Genomic DNA, 23,301 nt, shown 5'->3' on the forward strand with positions numbered 1-23,301 from the left:
CCTGCCATCAGGGACGGGCCGCGCTGGCATTGCGTTGACCTGCAGGCGCGCAGACTGGCGCTTCTTCGGCACGGAACCCACGCATGCGCCCTTCCCTTTCCGCTCTCGCCGCTGCGGCGGTCCTTGTGGCCTCGGCCAGTGCATGCAGCCGTACGCCCTCCGCTGGCCCAGCGGCGGCCGCCGCCCCGGCCGCCGCCGCCAACGCAGCCGCGACTGCACCGTCACCGGCGCCCGCGTTCAGTGAGTCGCCAGCGGGCCTGCGCATCGACAACGTGCCGGGCATGCACGTTGTACGGGACTTCACGCGCAGCTACCTGGCGCTGGACAGCTGGAAACTGTTCGCCGGGCCGGACAGCACCGGCACCCCGCTGGCCGCGCTGGTGATGGACGGCTCCAATGCGATCACCGCTGCCGAACTGCGGGTCGGCCGCAGCACCGATGCCGCCGCGGTGGCCGCCTGCCTGCAGCCCCCGGCCGAGGCGACCGGCGCCGCCGACCGCGTGACCGTGGCCGGCGTGGACGCCACCCACTTCCGCAGCGGTGATGCGGCCATGAGCCATTACCTGTCCGCCGACAGCTACCGCGTGGTGCGCGATGGCGCGTGTTATGCCATCGACCAGATCGTCTTCGGTACGCGGCCGGAGGTCTACGATCCGCCGCGCACGCCGCCCTTCAGCCAGGACGCCGCGAAAGCCCAGCTGGATACGGCCCTGAAGGCCCTGCACTGGGTCCGCTGACCGGCGGCGGCACCGGCGTGCCGCCGCCGCTGCCGGCTCAGTAGCGCCCCACCAGGTTCAGGTACCAGCCGCGGTGGTTGTAGTCGAAGCGGGTCAGGTCATCACTGAAATCGGTGAAGTTGTAGCCCACGCCAACCCGGAAGTTGCGCCCGACATCGCGGTCCACCCCGGCCAGCCAACCCTGCCGGCGCCCGCCATCGCGCACGTCGAGCAGGCGGTATTCCAGCAGCCCATGCCACTGGTAATACAGGTCGTAGCGCAGCTGCGCGGCCCCGAAGCTGGTGGCCGAATCGAACCAGGGCCCACTGCCACGCCCGTAGCGCATCTCGCCTTCGCGGCGGGCCAGCTTGCCGGCCACTTCCCAGCGCTGGTCGATGCGGTAGACGCCCTCAACGGACAGCACCTGCGTGCGCTGGTCGTAGTCCACGCCGTTCACCTGGCCCAGCGTGGACAGGTCGTACAGGTAGGTATAGCGGCCGAACAGCGCCCAGCGGTCGTTGTCCCACGGCCGGTAGGCAAAGCCGATGTTGCCTTCGATGAAGCGCGCCCCGGCCTGCGGGTTGATCGCATCATCGGTGTCGGCGTAGTTGAAGCGGCCGGCAATGCGCCAGCTGTCATTGAGGCGGTGGCTCAGGCGGTTGGTGCTGACCCACTGCGTGCGCCGTTCGGCCCCCGTATCGCGGCGCCATTCCAGCTTGCTCTGCCAGTCCGTGCCCGGCGCGGTACGGCCACCGGACAGGCTGATGGCCTTGCGGTCCACCTGGCCGTTGGCCGCGTCCAGCTTGCCGTCGCTGAGCGTGAACCCCGCGTTCCAGCCCACCGCCGGGAAGAAGTCCATGCCGAAGGTGTTGGCCAGGCCCGATTCCTGGCCGGACTTGAGGAACTGGCTTTCATTGAACACGTTGACCTGGTCGGACAACCGCCAGCGCTGGCCCAGCGTCCAGCCATCCTGGGCGTTGGGGCTGAACAGCGGGTCGTACTCGCTGCGGTCGGTGGACTGGGTGAACGTGCCGTAGAAGCTGTGCTGCGGGGTGAGCTTGTATTCGGCGCTCACCTGCGCGGCACTGCCGCGGTCACCATCACTCACTTCAGCACCGACCGTGGACTGGTTACCAAACGTGTAGGTGCCGCCGGCCACCACGGCATCGTTGTCGGCATAGCGGCCATGGTCGTCATCCACGGTCAGCTGGCCACCGCCGTACACATCCAGGGCGGTGCCGATGCGGTGGGTGTAGCGGGCCGCCGCCAGCACACCGGCGATGTTGCTGTTGCCGTTGCCCAGACGCTTCTCCTGCACGCGGCGCAGTTCGCCGGACAGGCGGTCATTGTCGCCGATGCGCCATTCGGCCGTGGCCTGGGCCTGGATCAGCGACTCGTTGCCGCGCCGCGCTTCGCTGTAGCGGGCGTAGAGATTGAAGTCATCGGTCACGTAGCCCAGCAGTTCCACGCCCTGTTCGCGCACGCGCTGGCCGGTATCGAAGCGGCCGACCGAATAGCCACCGTCCACCTGCCGCCACCATGCACCCGCGCTCCAGTCCTTGTCGGTCCAGCCCAGTTCACGCAGGTTGATGCGGCCTTCCACCGCGGTGGCCTCGCCTTCGCGTGGGCCCTGCGGGTTGAGCCGGGTGAAGCTCAGGCCACCGTTGTCGGAGAAGAACACCGGCGTGCTGGTGGCCTCGGTACGGCTGTGCTCCACCTTCAGGTAGGTGCCCCGGCCGGCCTGCAGGGTCAGGTCGGCGCCACGCAGGGAGTAGTCCTGCCCCGCACGCTGTTCGTCCACATAGGTCGCACCGACGGCCACATGGTCGCCGAACCAGTGCTTGCCGCGCACGCCGGCGGTGATGTCGTCGGCATCGAAGCCGGTGGGCACCCATTCGTAATCGACGATCAGGCGCTGCTCGTAGCCGTCCAGCGGCACGTCGCGGCTGATCCGCCGCAGGTTCTCGCGGCTGACCTGGGCCAGCGGCCGGGTCAGCAGGATGCGCCCCTGCAGGGCGTCGATCTCGTAGTCGGCGCCGCGTACCAGTGCCACCCGCTGCTCGACACGGCCGGTGGTGCGGTCACGGATTTCCAGCACCACCTGGTCCGAGCCGCGCAGGATGCTGGCATGGCGCAGGTAATAGAGGCTGCCGCCGGTACCGATGAATTCGCTGTGGCCCGGTGCCGTTTCCGCCTGTGAACCGAACAGGCGCAGTTCACTGCGCGCATCGCCCCAGGCATTGGCCCCGCGCGAGCGCCACGACACGGCCGCGCCGTACAGCGAACGCACGTACTGGGCGTACTCGGTGCCGGTCAGGCCGGTGTTGTAGTTGCCCCACAACGCCTGGTTCTTGTCCCAGTCCATGCGCAGGTAGAAGCGGCCCATGGTATCCACGTCGCGCTGGGTCAGCGAATCATCGCCATAGGTGGGGTAATACAGGTCCGGGTCCAGGCTGCGGAACAGGTCCTGCGGGTCGGCGTTGGTGAAGCCGTCGAACAGATCCTTCAACGGCCGGTTCTGGGTATCGGCCTGGGCGGTCAGCAGGTAACGGCCACGCGTCTTGGCTTTCAGGTAGAAGGCCAGCCGCCCGTCGCTGAGCACATCGTCGTTGCGCTCGCCGCGGGCCACATCGCGCCCGGCCCCTGTCGCCTTGTTCTGGTACACCGTAATGTCGGCCAGGCCGACGCCGAACAGGTAGCTGCCACTGACATCCACCGACAGCGTGCGGTTGATCGCCGGCTCGCGCGGGCGCTCGACACTGACGGCGAATTCATGATGGCCGATCGGCATCAGGTATTCGGCCGCGAACTTGCGGTCCTGGTCCAGCGGGTAGCTTTCGCCATTGATCTTCAGCGATGCCCCCAGCGGCAGGTCACGCCCACGCAGGCGGACCCGCGAGCCATGCACCGGGATGTTCTGCAGGCGCAGGCCGTTGCCCTGGAATACCTGTTCCAGCAGTGACAACGATGCGGCCTGGTTGGCATCCACGGCACTGCCGCGGCGGTTCTCCAGCGCGTCACGCAACTGCTGGTTGCCGTGCTCGACCTCGGCCACGGTCACCAGCTGCAGCGACTGCGGGGTGGTCTCGTCCATGTTGCCCTGCGCGTCATACGCACGCAGCACGTACACCAGGCGATCACCACGGCGCAGCGGCACCGAGGCCGGCAACGTGCCATCCCAGCTGCCCTGCCCCACGGCAGACACCGGCACCGCGAAGGTGGCCAGCGGCTGCACCAGATCGCTGTCGCTGCCACGGTAGACGCTCACTTCCAGGCGCTGGATGAAGGCGGTGTAATTGCCACGCACGTAGAAATCCACCGGGCGGACGATGCGGCCCTGGTCGAAGGCCACCAGCGACGGAGCGGAAATGGACAGTTCCGGCTGGCCCATCGCCGGGTCCTCGGTGGCCCAGATCGCGCCGCCTTCGGGCAGGCGGATCATGAACTGGCCACTGACGGTCGCCTTGCCCGGCGCATCCAGCGCGATGCTGACACGGCGGTCCGGCTGCAGGGCCTGCGAACCGGAACGGGCATCGGTGCCTTCGGTCACCGGCTCGTCGTAGCTGCGCGAGCGCAGGGTGAACAACAGGTTGCCATCAGCGCTGCACTGCGCGCCATTGCATTCCAGTGGCGTGTCCGCCGGTGCAGCCTGTGCCGTGCCGGCCAGGCACAGCAGCAGGGCATGGCAGAGGGTGGCGCGCGGCAGGCGCAAAGGACGCCGGGGGGCCATGTAACGGGTATTCATCGGCGTGCCTCCTGTTGCCGTGCCGCCTCGCGGGTGGCGGCGCTCTCCTGGTTGCGGACGCGGACGCGCTGCTGCACGGCCGGGCTGAGCTGGCCTCGCAGGGCTTCGAACACCGCCTCGGCACGGCGCAGGCCCAGCGCCTGGTTGTAGGCGTGCCGGCCGCGCACGTCGGTATGGCCGACCAGGCTGACCTGCCCCCCCCCCATGGCCTCCAGCCGGCGGGCAATGCTGGCCAGCAGTGGCGTGAAGCCTTCGCGGATGACGGCCTTGTCGGTGTCGAACAGCACGGTGCCCAGCAGTGCGCCGCCGGCATCCACGCCGGCCACCAGCGAATGCGGGTCGTCCACCCGGGTGCGCAGCTGCACGGTCAGGCCACCGCGCGAGGCTTCGGCCACCTCGGCCTGCAGCGCCTCACGCACGGCCACCGCACGGGCGAACGCCAGGGCCTGGCTGTCACCGTCGGCCAGGATCACCACATCACCGCCGCGGTAGCGGTCCACCACCTCGGCGATCTTCGCCAGCACCGGCTTGTAATCGGCGCGCAGTTCACTGCTGCCGGGCGCGAACAGAACCTCGCCCAGTGCCAGTTCGATGCGCTCGGCCGCTGCCTGTGGCGACGGCGGCAGGCGCACGCCGAAGCTGAAGCGGGTCGGCACACCCTGGGTCACGCGGCGCAGCAGCGGGTTTTCGGTGGTCAGTTCGCTGCCGGCCGGCAAGGTGGCCGGGTCCAGCTTGACGATGAAGTTGCGGCCCAGCCGCGCATCGCCCCCGTGTACATCGGCCAGGTGGTAGCGCCCGAACGGATCGGTCTCGATCAGCAGGCCTTCCACCGTGGCCAGGCGCACGCCCGGGATGCCCTGTTCCTGGATGCCCTCGTTGCGGATCACATAGGCCACTTCGTAGCCATCGGCCACGCGTGCCACATCGCGGTGCACCGACGGCTCGGCAGCGGTCAGGCCCTTGGCCGCCTGCCCACTGCGCTGCAGCGTGGTGGCGCCGGCCGCATCCATGCGCAGCTGCAGCCCCTGTGTGCTGTCCAGCTGGAAGTCATCGGTGAAGGCCAGTTCGCGCAGGCGCTGGCGCACCACCACCTGGTGGTCCGCGGCGCTGTCGGCGCTGGAACCCCGGCCCGCCACGGTGCCCACCTGCAGCCCATGCAGCAGCGGGGCGCTGGCATCGGCCACCGGCTGCGGGCCCTGCCCATGGTCGATGGTGGTCGAGCCGGGGATGTAGGCCGACGGCGCGAAGCCGCCCTGCACGCGGACGCCGGTCAGTTCGGCACTGTCCTGCCAGCCATCACCATCGCGGTCATCGAACACGGTACCGAATACCAGGCTGTCTTCCAGCAGCGGGTCGGCATCCATGCGCACCTCGGCGGTGGCGAGGTTGGACAGCGGTGCGCCATCGGTCCCGGTCGCCACGGCTTCGTTGACGTGGTTGCCCGAACGCACCCCCGCCCCCACCCGCAGCAGGTAGGTGATGGTGGCGCTGCGGCCCACGGCGATATCCACCGCACCGATGCGCAGCGGCGCCTGGCTGCTGGCCAGGGCGAAGGCGCCGTCATCATCGGCCACCGCCATCGACCCGGCCACGTAGCTGAAGCCCGGCGGCGGCGTATCGACCACGATGCCGTCACGCCAGTTGCTGCCGCCCACGTTTTCCACCACCAGCTGGTAGCGGACCAGGTCACCGACCTTCACCAGCCGCGGGCTGGCCGTCTTGGTGATGCGCAGCGCGAAATCGGACAGCACCGGGTGGCGCGTTTCGCAGGTGCCGCACTCCGGCGGCGTGCCACCGTCGGGGTACTGGCCACGCAGGCGGTTGCTGACCGCGCTGCGGGCCTGCGCATTGACCACCGCCTGGTAGCTGAACTCATGCCGGCCCGGCGTGGTGCCCGCCGGCAGCGTGCAGACGATGTCGCTGCCCTGGCGTGCGCAGCCCGCCGGCAGGGTGTCGATGGTCAGCCCCGGGTCGGGGGTATCGACCAGCTGCAGGGCCGCCCGCAGGGCCGCCCGTTCGACCGTGGCACCCAGGGTGTAGCGCAGGCGATCGCCCGGGCGCAGCGTGGTCCCGCTGGCCGGGTCGGCCTGCTTGTCCAGCACCACGCGCGGCTCGGCCAGCGGATGCTCGGTGCTGCAGGTGGTGCAGTCCGGCGGCTGGCCGCCACCGCCCTGCCCGACCACCACATTGCCGATCGGCCCACGGGCGTCGACGGACACATGCGCCTGGTAGGTCACCGCATAGCGGCCCGGCACGGTGCCGGCCGGCAGCGTGCAGACCAGGCTGGCGCTGCAGGTGAAGGCACCCGACGCACTGACCGCATCGAACACCAGGCCGTTGCCCAGGGTGTCATCCAGCCGCAGCGGCTGGGTGGTGGCGGCATGCAGCACATCCACGGTCAGCGTATAGCTGATGCTGTCCCCGGCACGCACCTCCGTGCCAGCGGCCGGCAGCGAGCTTTTCACCACCTGGATTTCCGTGGCGCGCAGCACGTGCTCGGTGCTGCAGTCGGCACTGCAGGTGGGCGTATCGCTGCCACTGCCGAGCACGGCGTTGCGCACGCTGCCGGTGGCCTGCGCGTTGACCTGCGCGCGATAGCCCAGGGTGTAGGTGCCCGGCACGGTGCCGGCCGGCAGCGTGCACACCAGCGGGTTGGCCACGGTGCAGCTGAAGGCGCCCGGCTGGGTCACCGCCACCAGGTCCAGGCCGTTGCCCAGGGTGTCGGTGAAGGTCAGCACGCCGGTGGTCTGCGAATTGGCGACCACCACCTCCACGCTGTACTCCACCGCGTCGCCCACGCTGACCGGGCTGGCCGTCGCCGAGGTCTTGCGGTAGGTCACGGCGGCAGCCAGCACCGGCGTGGTGGTGGTGCAATCGGTCACGCAGGTCTGCGTGCCGTTGCCGCTGCCCACCACGCCGTTGCGCACGTTGCCGGTGGCCTGTGCATTGACGGTGGCGGTGTAGTTGACGGTGTAGGTGCCGGGCACGCTGCCGGCCGGCAACGTGCACACCAGCGGGTTGCCGGCACCGCAGCTGAAACCGGTGGTGGCGGTCACCGCACCGAAGTCCAGGCCGGTGCCCAGCGTATCGGTCAGGGTGAACACGGTGGTGGTCTGCGAACGGCTGACCACGGCGGTCAGCGTATAGGCGATGGTGTCGCCCACCTTGACCGCGCCCGCGGCCGCCGAGGACTTGCGGTAATCGATGCGGGGCGCATCCACCGGCGTGCTGGTGCCGCAGTTGCTGGTGCACGACGGGGTGTCGCCACCGCTGCCCAGCACCGCGTTGGTCACCTGGCCGGTGGCCTGCGCGTTCACGGTAGCGGTATAGGACACGCTGTAGCTGCCCGGTACGGTACCGGCCGGCAGCACGCACACCAGCGGATTGCCGACGGTGCAGCTGTAGGCGCCGGCACTGGTGATGGTGCCCACATCCAGGCCGGTGCCCAGGGTATCGGTCAGGGTGACCGCGTCGGTGGTCTGCGAATTGGTCACCACGGTGGTCAGCGTGTAGGTCAGCACATCACCCACGGCGACCGGCCCGGCGGTATTGACCGACTTGGCATAGCTCACGCCGGGCGTGGCCACCGGGGTGGTGGTGTCGCAGCTGCTGCCGCAGCTGGGAGTGTCCGGCCCGGTGCCGACCACGGCATTGCGCAGCTGGCCACTGGCCTGGGCATTGACGGTGGCGGTATAGGTCAGGCTGTAGCTGCCCGGCGGGCGGCCCGCCGGCAGACTGCACACCAGCGGGTTGGCGGCATTGCAGGTAAACGCTCCGGCACTGGTGACCGCAGTGAAATCCAGGCCCGTGCCAAGCGTGTCGGTCAGGGTGACCACGCCGGTGGTCGGTGCATCGGCCACGGTGACCGTCAGCGTGTAGGCCAGGCTGTCACCCACGCGCAGCGGGCCGCCGGTGGAGGCCTGCTTGCTGTAGCGCACCTGCGGGCTGGCCAGCGGCGTGGTGGTGTCACAGCTGCCGCTGCAGGTGGGCGTATCCGGGCCGCTGGGCACCACGGCGTTGCGCAGCGGGCCGATGGCCTGTGCGTTCACCGTGGCGGTATAGGACATCGTGTAGGTGCCGGGCACGGTGCCGGCCGGCAGCGTGCACACCAGCGGATTGGCCGCGTTGCAGGTGAATGCCCCGGGGCTGGTGACACTGCCGAAATCCAGGCCGGTGCCGAGGGTATCGGTCAGAGTGACCACGCCGGTGGTGCGCGCATCGGCCACCACCACGCTGAGCGTGTAGTTGATGCTGCCACCGATGGCGACCGGGCCGGCCGTGGTGCTGGCCTTGGATACGCTCACGCGCGGTGCGCCGACCGGCGTGGTGGTATCGCAGCTGCCACCGCAGGTGGGCGTATCCGGCCCGCTGGGCACCACCGCATTGCGCACCTGGCCGCTGGCCTGCGCGTTCACGGTGGCGGTGTAGGACATGTTGTAGCTGCCCGGCACGCTGCCGGCCGGCAATGTGCACACCAGCGGATTGGCGCTGTTGCAGGTGAACGCGCCGGCACTGGTGATGCTGCCGAAGTCCAGGCCGGTGCCCAGCGTGTCGGTGAGCGTGACCACGCCGTTGGTGCGTGCGTTGGCCACGACGACGGTCAGCGTGTAGCCGACGCTGTCACCGACCACCACCGGGCCGGGGGTGGTGCTGGCCTTGGACACGCTGACCTGCGGTGCCGCCACCGGCGTGGTGGTCGTGCAGACGCCGGTGCAGGTGGGGGTATCGGTACCGGTGCCGACCACGGCATTGGTCACCTGGCCGCTGGCCTGTGCGTTGACGACCGCGCTGTAGGTCAGGCTGTAGGTGCCCGGCAGGGTATCGGTCGGCAGCGTACACACCAGTGGGTTGGCGGCGTTGCAGGTGAACGGCCCCGCGCTGGTGACGCTGCCGAAATCCAGGCCCGTGCCCAGCGTATCGGTGAGCGTGACCACATCGCGCGTGTTGCCATCGGCGACGGTGACATCCACGGTGTAGCCGAGCGTGTCGCCGACGCTGACCGGCCCGGCGGTGTTGGCGCGCTTGACGTAGCCCACGCGGGTGGGCGGCACCGTCACCGGGCTCAGGGCGCAGTGATCGGCATCGGTACAGGCCGCACCGGGCTGCGGGGTAACGCCGCCGTTGAAGGGGTCATGGCCGCCGCCGACGCTGGCGTAGTTGGTCAGCGTGCCGGTGGCACTGGCGGTGACGGTGACCGGCAGCACCATCGCACTGCTGGCACCGGGGTTGCCCGTGGCGGCCAGCACCTGGGCGGAGGTACAGGTCACGCGCTGGCCGGCAGCGGCACAGCTCCAGCCGTTGCTGACCAGGGTGCCGGTCCACGCCGGCACGATACCGGCCGGCAGGTCATCCAGCACCGTGATGGTGCCCGGCTGCACGTTCGGTGGGTTGCCGGTAGGCACATCGGTGGTGTTGCTGACCGTCAGCGTGTACAGCTGGCCGGTGACACCGTAGTTCCAGACACCTGCCGTGCTGTTGTTGGTCTTGGTGATGCGCAGCGACGGTGCGGCGATGGTGATCAGGTGATCTTCCACTTCGCCGTCGTCGGCCACGCCGATCGGCTGCTGGATCTGTGCCGGGTTGGTGGCATAGCGCAGGCGCACGAAGCTGGGCCCGGCCACCACCGTGCCCGGCACGGTCCAGCTCAGGGTGGCGGTGCCGCCACTGCAGAGCGCCGTGTTGCTGCGTTCGCCGGCATCGAACTGGCCATTGCGGTTGAAGTCGATCCAGCCGGCCACGCTGCCGTTGCCCATGCACGCCACCGGCTGGGTGACCACGGTGCCGGCCTGCATGACGGTCAGCCGGTAGTTGCGCGGCCATGCATCTTCTTCGTTGGGATTGCCTGCGGGGAAATCGTCGTCACCGCGCGCGTCGTTGCTGTAGCTGCTGCGCTGTTCGGTATCCGGGCCGACCGTGCCCAGGTAGTTGGTCGCCGGCGGCGCCAGGCCACCGGGCGTATAGCCGGCGGTATTGATGTCCAGGTTGGTGGCGTTGCCCGGAATGTTGTCGTTGCGGAACTGCAGGTCGTCCACCACGTGCATGGCGTCGCCATAGCTGGCCGGTGCATCGCCGAAGTCGGCGTACGGCACCAGCAGGCCGATGGCGATGGCAGTGGTACCGCCGCCACGGAATTCGAAATCCATGCCCACGGCCAGGTTGCCCGGCGTGTAGGCGGCATTGTCGAAGCTGAGGAAGGTGACCGCGGCGGTGTTGTTGTCGTTGCCCGGGCCGAAGCGGATCACCTGGTCGGCGCCGGTGGCGGACTTGGTGACGCGGTACGGGCCTGCACCGATGTTCTTGCGCATCTCCACCACGTTCCAGGTGCCGGTGGCGCGCGCCTGCACGTACTCGTTGCTGCCATTGATGGATTCGGCATCGGCCATCACCACGCCACGCAGGCGATAGGGCGCCCCGCCCAGGGTGGACACGCAGTTGACGCGGAAGTTGGCGATGCCCGACGAACCGGCGATGCCGGCGATCAACTGGTTGGCGCCGCCGGTGCCACCGATGTTGTACAGGTCATCAAGGCTGTCGCCGGAATAGGCGCCAGGCCGGTAGCTGCTGAGCGGAACGCCGGATACGCCGGTCAGCGAACAGGTGACATCCAGGTTGATGCCGGCGGCAACCGGCATCGAGATCGACGAGGCACTGCCGTTGCCCAGCAGCACCCCCGGCGTGCCACGATCGGTACCGCCGCCCCAGGTCAGCCACAGCACCGTGTTGCGGTACGGGCTGCTGCCGCCGGTGGCATACGCCGCTGCCCAGGCCGATACGGGCGCGGCGATGGACAGTGCCGCCAGCAGCAGGCATGCCAGGTAGCGGCCGGCACGCCGGCGCAGGAAGGAAACATCAGGGTGAACGGAAGCACCGCCCGCGCCGAAGCGCGACGTCATGGACTGCCACATGTGGTTATCCCCTTTCAGCGCTCCCGGCGGGAACGCATCTACTGGTTCAACAGTGGGGACAGCAGTGCCCGGTGAGGTCCCGGGTGCATGACATCGCAGGTGCCGGGTCCGTGGCAGGTAGTGCTGTCCGTGAAGCCTTGCCCGGGGCGTGTTGCTGCACCCGGCATTACAGGTGGCGCCATCCTAATGTGATAGACATCACATTTTCAAGTGACCCGGTTGTTAAGCGTGTCTTTTTGTAACACGCCCATCCCCGCCCGCTCTGCGCATTTCCGGAAGCTGAATGTGCAGAAACGGCAGATTTTTTCGATCCAATCAAATCCCTGCGCGTTGCCTTCCCGGGCGCGCTCCCGGGCGACCGGCGGGCATTTCCAGGCGGCCACGCATGGCGCATGCTGCTGCCTTTACGGGGGACGTCGATGCGCGATCGATCGGGATGGATGTGGGCGATGCTGCTGGCCACCGTGCCCGTGTGGGCGAACGCGGCCACGCCGCCACCGGCACCGGTGGAGGCCCATGTACCCTTCGCACCGTCGGCGTTCCTGGGCAGCGATGGCCATCGGCACCTTGCCTACGAACTGCATGTCAGCAATTTCTACGGCGATACCGGTGCGCTGGCGGCGCAGGACCTGCAGGTGTTCGCAGACGACGGGCCGGTGCCGCTGCTGCACTGGGACCCGCAGGCACTGGCGCGGCAGATCCGCCCCACGCCGGCCCAGGGCAGCGCCGCATCCATCGCCGCAGGCGCGCGGTCGGTCATCTTCGTCTGGATCACACTGCCCGATGGCAGGGCCATGCCGCGCCGGTTGCGGCACGTGATGGACCTGCGCACCGTGCAGGGCACCCCGGTACGCCTGGATGGCGCTGCACTGCAGGTGGCGACCACCCCGCCCCCGACGCTGGGGCCGCCGCTGCGCGGAGGCGACTGGCTGGCCCATGAAGGCCCGGGCGCGGCGCAGTCACACCACTGGGGCAGCCTGGTGGCCGTCAATGGCGCACTGACGATTCCACAGCGCTACGCATTGGACCTGGTGGGCGTGGATGCGTCCGGCCGTGCACTGCGCCACGGCACCCGCGCACTGCAGCGGAAGCAGCACAGCGACTGGATCGGCTACGGCTGGGACGTGGTGGCGGTGGCCGACGGCATCGTCCGGGGCAGCCATGATGGTGAGCCCGAATACCCGCCGCTCACGGCACAGCCCGAACCTGCGGCGCTGACCGCCGATACCCTGTTCGGCAACCACGTGATCCTGGAAATCGCCCCCGGCGTATTCGCCAGCTATGCACACCTGAAGACCGGCAGCGTGCGGGTGAAGCCCGGGGACCACGTGGTGCGTGGGCAAGTGGTGGCGCAACTGGGGCAGTCAGGCAACTCGGCGGCCCCGCACCTGCATTTCCAGCTCTCCGACCAACCCACCTTCGAAGGCGCCGAAGGCGTGCCGTACACCTTCGAGCACTTCCACTACCTCGGCCCGGAAAGCGAGGCGCAGCTGTTCCCGGGCGGGCCGGCCTGGCACGCCGCCCCTGCGCAGCCCCGCCAGCAGCAGTTGCCGCTGAACGATGTGGTGGTGCGCTTCCCGCTGCACTGATACGGCCCGGGCCTCGCCGCTAGGTGTTCGCCACGCCGGCCTGCCCTGCCGCCAGCTCGGCCACGAACGCCAGCAACGCCCGGGTCTTGGCCGGCACGTGGTGGCGCGTGGGGTAATAGGCGTACAGCGGGAAACGCAGGTCACACCACTCGGGGAACACCGGTAGCAGTGCACCGCTGGCCAGGTGTTGCTCGATGCCCAGTTCGAACAGCTGGGCGATGCCCTGCCCGGCCAGGCAGGCGGCGTACACCGCCCCGGCTTCGTTGACGGTCAGGCGACCCTGCGGCACCACCACGCGCTTCCGGCGCCCCTGCCGGAATTCCCAGGCAAACGTGCCGCCGGTGGCCGCCTCACGGAACAGGATGCAGCGGTGCGCGGCGGTTTCCAGCGCGCCCGGATCGGCCGGCCGGCCGAAGCGCTTGAGGTAGGCCGGCGAAGCCGCGGCGATCACCCGGGTGTCGAACACCCGGCGCGCCACCAGTGACGAGGCGCGCGGGTGGCCGAAGCGCAGAGCCAGGTCGAAGCCTTCGGCCACCATGTCGCCCAGGTCATCGCGGCTGCGCAGTTCAACCTCCAGCGCGGGGTGCCGGTCCATGAAGCGGCCGATCTGCGGTGCCAGCACGGCCTGGGCGAACAACGGATCGACATTGACGCGCAGGCGGCCACGGATGACGGCGGTCGTGCCTGCCGCCGACTCGGTGGCTTCAGCGATCGCCGCCACCAGCGGCCGCACCGCTTCGTAGTAGCGGCGCCCTTCGTCGGTCAGGCGCACGGCGCGCGTGGTGCGTTCGAACACGCGCATGCCCAGCCGCGCCTCCAGCCGGGCCACCGCCCGGCTGACCCCGGGCTGTGACAGCCCCACGACCTCGGCAGCGGCGCTGAAACTGCGGCTTTCGACGATGGCGAACATCACCTCCAGGCCCGCCAGCAACTGGCTGTCCATGCGTGTCATTGATGCCTCCTGCGCATGAATGTCATGCCATCCATGCTATCGCAACCGCCATGGCCACGCAGCAGAATGCCGCCTTCGCAGACCACCGGAGGATGCCTGCATGTCCCTTGCACCGCCCCTCGCCGGCACCGCCGGCACGCACCATCCCTCCCGCCTGCGGGCGGCTGCCGCCGTCCTGGCCTTGAGCCTGGGCTGCTTCACCTTCGTCAGCACCGAACTGATGCCGGTCGGCGTGCTGCCGGCGATGGCACAGGGCCTGGGCGTTTCGCTCGGCGCCGCGGGCTACCTGGTGTCCTGCTTCGCGTTCGTGGTCGCACTGACCGCTGCGCCGCTGACCGGCCTGCTCGGCCGCCTCGACCGCCGGATGCTGATGGCCGCGCTGCTGGCGGTGTGTGGTATCGGCAACCTGATCACCTGCCTGGCCCCGGGCTACGCCACCGTGCTGGCCGGCCGGGTGCTGGTGGCCGCTGCCATCGGCGTGTTCTGGTCCACCGCCGTGGTGACCGCGGTGCATCTGGTGTCGGCGCGCAATGCCATCCGCACCACCGCCATCGTCTTCGGCGGGGTCTCGCTGGCCACGGTACTGGGCGTTCCCGCCGGCACGCTGATCGGCGACCACGCCGGCTGGCGGGCGGTATTTGCCGCGCTGTCGGTGCTGAGCCTGGCTGTGTTCGCGGTGGTCACCTGGTCGGTGCCGGCCGTACGCCTGTCCAAGGCCTCGCTGCGCCATGCCATGGGGGCGATCGCGCGTGACCGCGCCCTGCTGGCGGTGTTCTCGGCCACCGCGCTGATCGTCACCGGCAACTTCCTGGCGTACACCTACATCACGCCGTGGCTGGCGCAGGTGGCCGGCGTGGGCAGCGAGCAGACCAGCCTGTTGCTGCTGGTCTACGGCGCAGCCGGGGTGGCCGCCAATTTCGCCGCTGCGCCGCTGGCCGCACGTGCCCTGCACACCGGGCTGGCCATCATCACCGCGCTGATGGCCGCCAGCCTGTTCGCGCTGGCGCTGGCCGGCCACCACCTCGCCACCACCGTGGGCGTCATCGCCTGCTGGGGCGCGGCGTATGGCGCGCTGCCGGTGCTGCTGCAGACGCTGGTGTTCCGTGGCGCGGCCCGCCTGGAGGGCGCCGCCGACGCGGCGACGGCCATCAACGTGGCCGTCTTCAACGCAGCCATCGGCCTGGGCGCGCTGATCGGCGGCCAGGTCATCAATGCCAGCGGGCCCGCACGCATTCCTGTTGTGGCAGCGGTGTTCGTGCTGGTGGGGCTGGCCGTGGTGCATCGCGCCGCACGCCGGGCCTGAGCCGCCTGCCCGTTGTTGAACATTCCATCGAAGAAGGACGCATCATGAAAATCGCATTTCTTGGCATCGGCAGCATGGGCCAGCGCATGTGCGCGCGGCTGATCGACGCCGGGCACCAGGTGACCGCATGGAACCGCAGTGCCGGGCCCGCCCGCAACGATGTGCTGCCCGGGGCCCGCTGGGCCGCCACGCCGCGCGAAGCTGCCACCGGCGCCGACCTGGTGGTGGCGATGGTGGCCAACGATGACGCCTCGCGCAGCATCTGGCTGGATGAAGACAACGGCGCGCTGGCCGCGGTCGGTCCGCAGGCGGTGGCCGTCGAGAGTTCCACGGTGTCGCCGGGCTGGATCACCGCGCTTGGCCAGGCCGCACAGCGCGCGGGCGTGCGCCTGATCGAAGCACCGGTATCGGGCAGCCTGCCGCAGGCGGAGATGGGCCAGTTGATCTACCTTGCCAGCGGTGACCGCGAGGCCATCACCCAGGCCACACCGGCCCTGCGCTGCATGGGCTGCGAGGTGCACCGGGTGGGCGCACTGGGCACCGGGGCGCTGGCCAAGCTGGCCACCAACACCCTGCTGGGCGTGCAGGTCGCGGCGATGGCCGAGGTGGTCGGCCTGCTGGCCCGCAGTGGCGTCGCCGCTGCGCCGGTGATCGATGCCCTCAGCGCAACCACCGTGTGGAGCCCGGCGGTGGGCAAGGTGGCGGCCTCGATGCTGGCCGCCGACTACCGCCCGCTGTTCCCGGTGCAGCTGATCCACAAGGACCTGCAGTACATGGTGGATGCGTGCGGCGGCCCGGCGGGCGCGCCGGCCACCGAAGCCACCCGCCAGGTGTTTGCCACCGCTGCCGCCGCCGGGCTGGGCGAGCGGCACATGACCAGCGTGGCCACCCTGTACAGCGGCAAGCGCCGCTAGCGCATCGCTGCCGGCAGGCCCTGCGCCGCCGCGTCGCGGCAGATTTCCACGCAGAAATCGAGGAACGCTTCGACCGCGGCCGGGGCCAGCCGTCGCGACGGCCGGATCGCGTACAGCGGGTAGGTTTCCCCCGGCCAGTCCGGGAACAGTTCCAGCAGCCGCCCCTGCTGCAGCAAGTCGCGCGCGGTCAGTTCGAGGATCTGCGCCACGCCTGCACCACTGGCGCAGGCCTGCAGCATCAGGTCGACGTCGCTAGTGGTCAGCCGGCCGGTGGTATCGACCGGCAACACCCGGCCGTCGCGGTGGAATTCCCAGTCGAAGGGACGGCCTCGCTGCGGGTCGGTGTACTGGATGCAGTCATGGTCCTTCAGCTGTTCCGGGTGGGCCGGCCGGCCATGCCGGGCCAGGTAGTCCGGTGAGGCCAGCGTCATCACCCGTGTTTCCAGCAGCAGGCGCGAGGCCATCGTCGAGGCCGGCTGTGGCCCGAAGCGCACCGCCACATCGATGCCTTCGGCAATCAGTTCGCCGCTGTCCAGCGGCGGCACCGTGACCAGGTTCAAGCCGGGATGGCGCCGGTGCAGTTCGTCCAGGCGCGGCGCCAGCAGGTGGCGGGCAAACAGCCGGTTCAGGCTGACCCGCAGCGTGCCGCGCACCGCGACCGCCGCGCCGGACACGTAGTTGGCCGCCTCTTCGATGCCCTCCAGGTGCGGCGCGGCACGTGCGTACAGGCTGGCGCCCTCGCCGGTGAGGTGCAGCGAACGCGTGGAGCGGTCGAGCAGGCGGATGCCCAGCCGCTGTTCCAGCCGGCTGATGGCCCGGCTGACCCCGGAGGTGGACATGCCCAGCAGCTCGCCGGCGCGGCTGAAGCTGCCGGCCTCGACCACGGTGGCCAGCACGCTCATGCCCGAAAGAATGCGCCCGTCGGTGCTCATGGGGTCTTTGTTGAATTTCAGCAAGGATTATTTGACTGAATCTATATTTATCAACAAAGGGCTGCAACCTATCGTGCACGCCGTGGCCTGCGCCCCTCGCCCGAGGCACGCCGCGCCTGCCCGTCCCTGCTACCCGTTTCCCGGAGCCCCCATGTCCCGCAACCGCACCCTGTTCAAGGGCGGCAGCGTTCTCACGCTCGACGCCCACACCCCGAACCTGGCCACCGGCGATGTGCTCATCGAGGATGACCGCATCGCCGCCATCGCCCCATCCCTTCCGGACGGCGATGCGCAGGTGATCGACGCCCGCGGCCATATCGTGATGCCCGGCCTGGTCGACGCCCACCACCACATGTGGCTGGGCGTGATGCGCCGGATGCTGCCCAACGTGGATGACCTGTTCGCCTACATCGACTTCGTCGGCGAAACACTGGGCGCCCACTACCGGCCGCAGGACATGTACCTGAGCACCCGGCTGACCGCCGTGGCCGCGCTGGAATCGGGCATCACCACCGTGATCGACGCCTGCCACAACGCCCGCAGCCCCCTGCACAGCGACGCGGCGCTGCAGGCGCTGCATGACAGCGGTATCCGTGCCCTGCACATGGTCGGCGCGCCGATGGACACGCAGGCGGACAAGGCCCACCTGCCCGGCGATCTGCAGCGCCTGGCCGCCCGCTGGAACCACGCCGGCAGCCGTGTGCAGGTGGGCCTGTTCGGCCAGCTGGACCTGGCCGCCTGGCAGGTCGCGCGCCAGCTGGACCTGCGCATCCTCACCGAGTTCATCGGCGATCTGGCCACCCTCGGCCCGGCCTTTGCCGCACCCGGTGTGCTGGGGCCGCACAACATCTTCAATCACTGCACACGGGTGCCCGAGGCCACCTGGGCCCTGTTGGCCGATGCCGGGGTGAACATCACGGTGAACCCGCGCTCGGATGCGCTGTTCGGCTTCGACGATGACCGCTTCGCCTACCAGATGGCGATCGACCGTGGCCTGTCACCGGCACTGGGCATCGACCTGGACACCGCGTTCGGCAGTGACCTGTTCGGCGAGATGCACGCCCTGTTCGGCCAGCAGCGCGCCGCGATGCGCTACCGCCGCTTCCGTGGCGAAACCGATGTGCCTGCGCCGATCACCGTGGACGCGGTGCTGCAGGCGGCCACCGTCAACGGTGCGCGTGCGGCCGGGTGGGAGGACCGGATCGGCACGCTGCGCCCTGGCAAGCAGGCCGACCTGATCATGGTGCGTACCAGCGGCGCGGCGGTGTTCCCGGTCAACAACGCGATCGCCACCATCGTGCAGGCCGTCGAGCGGGCCGACGTGGACACGGTGATGGTGGCCGGGCAGCTGCGCAAGCGCGGCGGCGTGCTGCTCGGCGTGGATACCACGGCGCTGGCGGCGGATATCGACGCCTCGCGCGATTACCTGCTGCGCGCCGGCGGCCAGTCGCTTGACCTGTTCACCGCGCGGGCCTGACCGCGTGGCAGGGCGGTGCATGCGCCCGCCCTGCCGCCTTTTCTTCCAGCCTACGGGACACCCCATGTCTACTTCGCCTTCCGGCACGGTCACCGTGCCCCTCGCCCGCCCGGCCGGCGGCGTGATCGCCGCGCTGTTCTGCGGTTACCTGGCCGTTGGCCTGCCCTTGCCGGTGCTGCCGCTGTTCATCCATGGCCAACTGGGCTTCAGCACGCTGGTGGTGGGACTGGTCATCGGCATCCAGTTCCTGGCCACCGTGCTCACCCGCGGCTACGCCGGCCGCCTGACCGACCAGCACGGCGGCAAGCGCTCGGCACTGCAGGGAGCCGCCGTGTGCACCCTGGCCGGCGTGCTGTACCTGCTGGCCACGCTGCCGATGCTGTCCCCCGGCGCCAGCCTGGCGATCATCGTGCTCGGGCGCCTGCTGGCCGGCGTCGGCGAAAGCCAGTTCGTCACCGGTTGCGTGTCCTGGTCGATCGCCTCGGTCGGCCCGCAGCGTGCCGGCCTGTCGATGTCATGGACCGGCATCGCGATGTTTGCCGCGCTGTCGGTCGGTGCACCGGCCGGCATGCTGCTGTTCCAGCACCTGGGCGTGGGCGCGGCGATGGCCGCCTGCATCGCCGCACCGCTGCTGGCGCTGGGCATCGCTGCGGCCGCCACCGCGTACCCGTCCTCGGGCGGGCTGCGGCTGCCGTTCCACCATGTCATCGGGCGCATCTGGCGCGAAGGCCTGGGCCTGATGCTGCAGGGCGTGGGCCTGTCCGGACTGACCGCGTTCGCCTCGCTGTACTTCGCCGCACGCCACTGGCACAACGCCGGCTGGGTGATGACCGCCTTCGGTGCCGGCTTCATCCTGGTGCGCCTGCTGTTCGGCCACCTGCCCGACCGCATGGGCGGCTACCGCGTTGCGATGCTGTCGCTGCTGGTGGAAGCCGCCGGCCAGGCGATGCTGTGGCTGGCCCCTGACGAAGCCACGGCACTGGCCGGCGCACTGGTCACCGGGCTGGGCTGCGCGCTGGTGTTCCCGGCACTGGGCGTGGAAGCGCTCAAGCGCGTGCCGCCGGCCAACCGTGGCAGTGCGATGGGGGCCTTCGTGGCCTTCCTGGATATCGCCTACGGCATCGCCGGGCCTGCCGCCGGGCTTATCGCCGGACACTTCGGCTATGCCGCGGTGTATGTGTTCGGTGCCGGCTGCGCACTGCTGGGTGCCGTACTGGCCGCCTGCTCCTCCCGCGCTTCCCGCTGATTCCTCCCGCACAGGACTTCCCCATGTCACGCATCTTCATTTCCGGCTCGTCCACCGGCCTGGGCCTGATGGCCGCAGAACACCTGCAGCAGCTCGGCCACCAGGTGGTGCTGCATGCCCGCACCACCGCACGCGCCGACGACGCACGCCTTGCCCTGCCCACCGCCGAAGCCGTGGTGGTGGGCGATCTGGAAACCCTCGCCGGCTGCCGCGACGTGGCCGCGCAGGTCAACGCACTCGGCCGGTTCGATGCGGTCATCCACAACGCCGCCGTCGGCTACCAGGAAGCCCTGCGCCTGACGGAGGACGGCCTGCCGCATGTGTTCGCGGTCAACACGCTGTCCAGCTACCTGCTGACCGCGCTGATCGCGCGCCCGGCGCGCCTGGTCTACCTCAGCTCGGGCATGCACCACCACGTCGATGCCCATCTGGATGACCTGCTGTGGCAGCGCCGCCGCTGGAATGCCGCCACCGCCTATGCCGAAACCAAGCTGCACGATGCGATGCTGGCCTTCGCCATTGCGCGCCGCTGGCCGCAGGTGGTGGCCACCGCACTGGAGCCGGGCTGGGTGCCCACGCGCATGGGCGGTGCCGGCGCCCCCGATGATCTGCACAAGGCGCACCTGACCCAGGCGTGGCTGGCCACCAGCCACGATGCCGCCGCACAGGCCAGCGGCCGCTACTTCCGTTACCAGCGGCAGATGGCCGCCAACCCGCAGGCGCATGACCCTGCCCTGCAGGACAGGCTGCTGGCCCGGTTGCAGGACATCAGCGGGGTGGCCCTGCCCGGCTGAGCGGATGCGGTGGGCGGCGGTCGCGCGCTAGCACAGCCGTTGTTGCAATGCTGCTGTGCCAGCCTCCCACTGCTGCCACCCTGCCTGCCGCTACGCTGTGCCATCCCCCATCACGGAACGACACCATGACCCGCAGGCCACGCATCGCGCTGGGCAGCTGGCCGACCCCGCTGGAACCGGCACCCCGCCTGTCACAGGCACTGGGCCTGCGGGCCGATGACCTGTGGATCAAGCGCGACGACCTGACCGGCCTGGCCGGTGGCGGCAACAAGATCCGCAAGCTGGAATACACCGGCGGGCAGGCCCTGGCCGAGGGTGCCACGCTGCTGGTCACCGTGGGTGCGGCGCAGAGCAACCATGCCCGGCTGACCGCGGCCGCGGCCGCACGTCTGGGCGTGGACGTGCTGCTGGTGCTGGCTGGCCATGCACCGCAGGCTTACACCGGCAACATCGCCCTGGATGGGCTGCTGGGTGCACGCATCCACTGGGCGGGGGATGTGGATGACCACGCGCTGGAGGCGCTGGCGCAGGCCGAAGTGGACCGGCTGCAGCACGATGGCGTGCGTGCGGTGCTGATTCCCTTCGGGGGCTCCAATGCGGCGGCGGTGCAAGGCTATGTCGACGGCGGCGAAGAACTGCTGCACCAGGCACCCGACCTCGCCCATGTATTCACCGCGATCGGTTCGGGCGGCACGATGGCGGGGCTGGTGCAGGCGCTGGGTGCCGAGCGCGTGCACGGGGTCGACGCGGGTGCCGTGGCCGATCCGGAAGGGCGGGTACGCGGGCTGTTGTCCGCTTACCGCGAGGCCGCATTTGAAGCGCCGCTGCGCATCCGCCATGACCAGGTGGGCGCGGGTTATGGCCACCTGACTCCCGCGGTGGCACAGGCACTGCAGCTTGCCGCCCGCACGGCAGGCATCATCCTGGACCCCATCTATACCGGCCGCGCCTTTGCCGGCCTGATCGCCGCCGTGCGCGAGGGCCAGGTGCGGCCGGGCGAGCGCACGGTATTCCTGCACTCGGGTGGCCTGCCAGGATTGTTCGGCAACCCGGAAGCGCTGGCGCTGTCGGCGCACGGCTGAGGGAACGCTGCACGGGGACGCTCGGTCGCGCGGCGGCGCCGTTTAAACCTTTTGCGTCCCCGCGGCATCCAATCGTCTCTCCATCCCGAGTCCCTGCCATGCACGCCCCTCTTTCGTACACCCTCCTGCTTGCAACCACCCTGCTTGCCGGGACCGCCGGGGCCGACACCCCCCGCCAAGGCAAGGTCGATGGGCGCGCCACGCCGGGCCAGCAGCTGTACCTGATCAACAAGGGGAGCGGTGCCATCATCGGCGTGGTCGCCGATGCGCGCGGGCACTTCGTCGCCGTCGCGCCCGAGGGGCACTATGAGCTGACTGCCCAGCAGGGCCTGGCCTGCAGCACCCCGGTCGACATCACACACGGCACCACGCACCACGCCGTGCTGGCCGACTGTACCGCCCGCTGATTCCCTGACGGCCCCTGCACCGATGAAAAGCCTGATCTGCCGCACCGCGGCAAGTGCCCTGCTGTGGCTCCTGTCCAGCCCCGCCGGGGCCACAACGCCACCGGCACGGCCCCCGTCCGCGACCCCGGCCGCCGAGGTCGCGGTGGCAAACAGCTACAAACGCAGCATCGTCGCCGCGGGCAATGGGGTCACCTATTCCCTGCAGGTCTTCATGCCACGCGGCTACACCCCCGGTGACGGCAAGCGCTATGGCGTCTTCTACTTCATCCCCGGCAATGCGTTCGGTACGTTCTTTTCGCAGGTAACGCGTTTCCTGGCCGCCGGGGACATTCCGCCGCTGATCCTGGTGGGCGTGGATTTCCCGCCGGACGATTCGTATTCGATGGACCTGCCCACGGCCGGCAAGGACCCGCACTGGACGGTCCCGGACAACCGGGGGGCCGCCAATTTCCTGCGCATCTTCCAGCAGGACATCAAGCCCTACATCGATCGCTCGTTCCCGACCAACCCGGACGATACGGGCATCGGCGGGCACTCCCTGGGCGGCTTCTTTGCGCTGTACGCCCTGTTCAATGCGCCGCAGCAGTTCCAGCACGTCTATGCTTCCAGCCCGTCCCTGGTCTGGCAGGATTTCGTGCTGCTCACGCAGGAACAGCAGCTGCATGCGCTGCACCCCGAGGTCGCCGCGCGGGTGTTCGTGGACCAGGGCGGACTGGAAAGTGACGATGGCCGGCTGGCGGCCCTGGATGCCGCCGTTGCAGGGCACCACTATCCGGCGCTGCACTGGCATGCCGAACGCACGCAGGGCCAGACGCACCAGACCATCGCCTTCCGCAATGCCATCGATGCGCTGTACGCGATCTATGGGCCACAACTGCGCCAGGCACCTGCGCAGGAGCTGGCCGGCAGCTACCGCACCGGCGACGGCAGGACATTCACGCTTGCCAATGCCGATGGACAGCTGATGATGATCGGCTTCGGTGACGAGCCACAGGAGCGGGTGACGCTGCTCAGTTCCGCCCCTGATGCCTGGTTTGAGCGCTATGTCTGGACCCGGGTGCAGGTGCTGCGCGACCACGGCAAGGTGCAGGGCCTGGCGATTTCCCTGGAAGATACCCCGGGCCCGAATGGGGCGCGCAAGGATCACCTGGTACACGCCGTGCGGGTGCCGTCCGCCGGGTAGTGCCGCCCGCTGTGGCAATGCGTCGATGGGCGCGCGGCCTGCGCCGCCGCCCATCA

Annotated in this window: 14 protein-coding genes; 10 read left to right on the plus strand and 4 right to left on the minus strand. The window is 69.7% G+C overall.

The window, feature by feature from the left end; genetic code table 11:
• Positions 1–83 precede the first annotated feature (83 nt).
• Positions 84–737, plus strand: a complete 654-nt coding sequence (locus tag Q9R17_RS19185; protein WP_308156169.1) for a hypothetical protein — start codon at positions 84–86, stop codon at positions 735–737.
• 37 nt (positions 738–774) lie between these two features.
• On the opposite strand, the gene Q9R17_RS19190 is transcribed toward Q9R17_RS19185, so the two are convergent.
• Both Q9R17_RS19190 and Q9R17_RS19195 read right to left on the minus strand, forming a co-directional pair.
• On the minus strand, positions 775–4,461 hold the full coding sequence (locus Q9R17_RS19190) for a hypothetical protein (RefSeq protein ID WP_308156170.1): 3,687 nt from the start codon (positions 4,459–4,461) through the stop codon (positions 775–777).
• Positions 4,458–11,354, minus strand: coding sequence for a CshA/CshB family fibrillar adhesin-related protein (locus tag Q9R17_RS19195; protein WP_308156171.1), 6,897 nt, complete (start codon positions 11,352–11,354; stop codon positions 4,458–4,460). The genes Q9R17_RS19190 and Q9R17_RS19195 overlap by 4 nt, the downstream gene beginning before the upstream one ends.
• Positions 11,355–11,785: 431 nt before the next feature.
• Between Q9R17_RS19195 and Q9R17_RS19200 the strand changes: the two genes are divergently transcribed.
• On the plus strand, positions 11,786–12,955 hold the full coding sequence (locus Q9R17_RS19200) for a M23 family metallopeptidase (RefSeq protein ID WP_308156172.1): 1,170 nt from the start codon (positions 11,786–11,788) through the stop codon (positions 12,953–12,955).
• Between the two features lie 19 nt (positions 12,956–12,974).
• Here the strand turns inward: Q9R17_RS19200 and Q9R17_RS19205 are convergent, their stop codons facing one another.
• A complete protein-coding gene (locus Q9R17_RS19205; protein ID WP_308156173.1) occupies positions 12,975–13,907 on the minus strand; it encodes a LysR family transcriptional regulator in 933 nt (310 codons plus the stop codon).
• 100 nt (positions 13,908–14,007) lie between these two features.
• Here Q9R17_RS19205 and Q9R17_RS19210 point away from each other — a divergent pair, with 100 nt between their 5' ends.
• Both Q9R17_RS19210 and Q9R17_RS19215 read left to right on the plus strand, forming a co-directional pair.
• On the plus strand, positions 14,008–15,210 hold the full coding sequence (locus tag Q9R17_RS19210) for an MFS transporter (RefSeq protein ID WP_308156174.1): 1,203 nt from the start codon (positions 14,008–14,010) through the stop codon (positions 15,208–15,210).
• A gap of 44 nt (positions 15,211–15,254) precedes the next feature.
• A complete protein-coding gene (locus tag Q9R17_RS19215) occupies positions 15,255–16,124 on the plus strand; it encodes an NAD(P)-dependent oxidoreductase (RefSeq protein WP_308156175.1) in 870 nt (289 codons plus the stop codon).
• On the opposite strand, the gene Q9R17_RS19220 is transcribed toward Q9R17_RS19215, so the two are convergent.
• A complete protein-coding gene (locus Q9R17_RS19220) occupies positions 16,121–17,056 on the minus strand; it encodes a LysR family transcriptional regulator (RefSeq protein ID WP_308156176.1) in 936 nt (311 codons plus the stop codon). The genes Q9R17_RS19215 and Q9R17_RS19220 overlap by 4 nt on opposite strands.
• A 151-nt stretch (positions 17,057–17,207) precedes the next feature.
• Between Q9R17_RS19220 and Q9R17_RS19225 the strand changes: the two genes are divergently transcribed.
• The 6 genes from Q9R17_RS19225 to Q9R17_RS19250 all read left to right on the plus strand — a co-directional run bounded on the left by Q9R17_RS19225 (position 17,208) and on the right by Q9R17_RS19250 (position 23,245).
• On the plus strand, positions 17,208–18,533 hold the full coding sequence (locus Q9R17_RS19225) for an amidohydrolase family protein (protein ID WP_308156177.1): 1,326 nt from the start codon (positions 17,208–17,210) through the stop codon (positions 18,531–18,533).
• A 64-nt stretch (positions 18,534–18,597) separates the two neighbouring features.
• Positions 18,598–19,779, plus strand: a complete 1,182-nt coding sequence (locus Q9R17_RS19230) for an arabinose transporter (protein WP_308156178.1) — start codon at positions 18,598–18,600, stop codon at positions 19,777–19,779.
• A gap of 23 nt (positions 19,780–19,802) precedes the next feature.
• Positions 19,803–20,573 carry an SDR family NAD(P)-dependent oxidoreductase gene (locus Q9R17_RS19235; RefSeq protein ID WP_308156179.1) on the plus strand — a complete coding sequence of 257 codons (771 nt, stop codon included), beginning with the start codon at positions 19,803–19,805 and terminating at the stop codon, positions 20,571–20,573.
• 125 nt (positions 20,574–20,698) lie between these two features.
• Positions 20,699–21,655, plus strand: a complete 957-nt coding sequence (locus tag Q9R17_RS19240) for a pyridoxal-phosphate dependent enzyme (RefSeq protein WP_308156180.1) — start codon at positions 20,699–20,701, stop codon at positions 21,653–21,655.
• 98 nt (positions 21,656–21,753) lie between these two features.
• On the plus strand, positions 21,754–22,062 hold the full coding sequence (locus tag Q9R17_RS19245; RefSeq protein WP_308156181.1) for a hypothetical protein: 309 nt from the start codon (positions 21,754–21,756) through the stop codon (positions 22,060–22,062).
• A gap of 22 nt (positions 22,063–22,084) precedes the next feature.
• Positions 22,085–23,245, plus strand: a complete 1,161-nt coding sequence (locus Q9R17_RS19250) for an alpha/beta hydrolase-fold protein (protein ID WP_308156182.1) — start codon at positions 22,085–22,087, stop codon at positions 23,243–23,245.
• Positions 23,246–23,301: the final 56 nt, after the last annotated feature.

The organism is Stenotrophomonas sp. 24(2023) (assembly GCF_030913365.1).
Classification (GTDB): domain Bacteria; phylum Pseudomonadota; class Gammaproteobacteria; order Xanthomonadales; family Xanthomonadaceae; genus Stenotrophomonas.

Excerpts from the sequence above, each read along its gene's own strand:
- Q9R17_RS19185 (WP_308156169.1), top strand. The coding sequence starts at position 84 with ATGCGCCCTTCCCTTTCCGCTCTCGCCGCTGCGGCGGTCCTTGTGGCC.
- Q9R17_RS19190 (WP_308156170.1), bottom strand. The coding sequence starts at position 4,461 with ATGAATACCCGTTACATGGCCCCCCGGCGTCCTTTGCGCCTGCCGCGC.
- Q9R17_RS19195 (WP_308156171.1), bottom strand. The coding sequence starts at position 11,354 with ATGACGTCGCGCTTCGGCGCGGGCGGTGCTTCCGTTCACCCTGATGTT.
- Q9R17_RS19200 (WP_308156172.1), top strand. The coding sequence starts at position 11,786 with ATGCGCGATCGATCGGGATGGATGTGGGCGATGCTGCTGGCCACCGTG.
- Q9R17_RS19205 (WP_308156173.1), bottom strand. The coding sequence starts at position 13,907 with ATGACACGCATGGACAGCCAGTTGCTGGCGGGCCTGGAGGTGATGTTC.
- Q9R17_RS19210 (WP_308156174.1), top strand. The coding sequence starts at position 14,008 with ATGTCCCTTGCACCGCCCCTCGCCGGCACCGCCGGCACGCACCATCCC.
- Q9R17_RS19215 (WP_308156175.1), top strand. The coding sequence starts at position 15,255 with ATGAAAATCGCATTTCTTGGCATCGGCAGCATGGGCCAGCGCATGTGC.
- Q9R17_RS19220 (WP_308156176.1), bottom strand. The coding sequence starts at position 17,056 with ATGAGCACCGACGGGCGCATTCTTTCGGGCATGAGCGTGCTGGCCACC.
- Q9R17_RS19225 (WP_308156177.1), top strand. The coding sequence starts at position 17,208 with ATGTCCCGCAACCGCACCCTGTTCAAGGGCGGCAGCGTTCTCACGCTC.
- Q9R17_RS19230 (WP_308156178.1), top strand. The coding sequence starts at position 18,598 with ATGTCTACTTCGCCTTCCGGCACGGTCACCGTGCCCCTCGCCCGCCCG.
- Q9R17_RS19235 (WP_308156179.1), top strand. The coding sequence starts at position 19,803 with ATGTCACGCATCTTCATTTCCGGCTCGTCCACCGGCCTGGGCCTGATG.
- Q9R17_RS19240 (WP_308156180.1), top strand. The coding sequence starts at position 20,699 with ATGACCCGCAGGCCACGCATCGCGCTGGGCAGCTGGCCGACCCCGCTG.
- Q9R17_RS19245 (WP_308156181.1), top strand. The coding sequence starts at position 21,754 with ATGCACGCCCCTCTTTCGTACACCCTCCTGCTTGCAACCACCCTGCTT.
- Q9R17_RS19250 (WP_308156182.1), top strand. The coding sequence starts at position 22,085 with ATGAAAAGCCTGATCTGCCGCACCGCGGCAAGTGCCCTGCTGTGGCTC.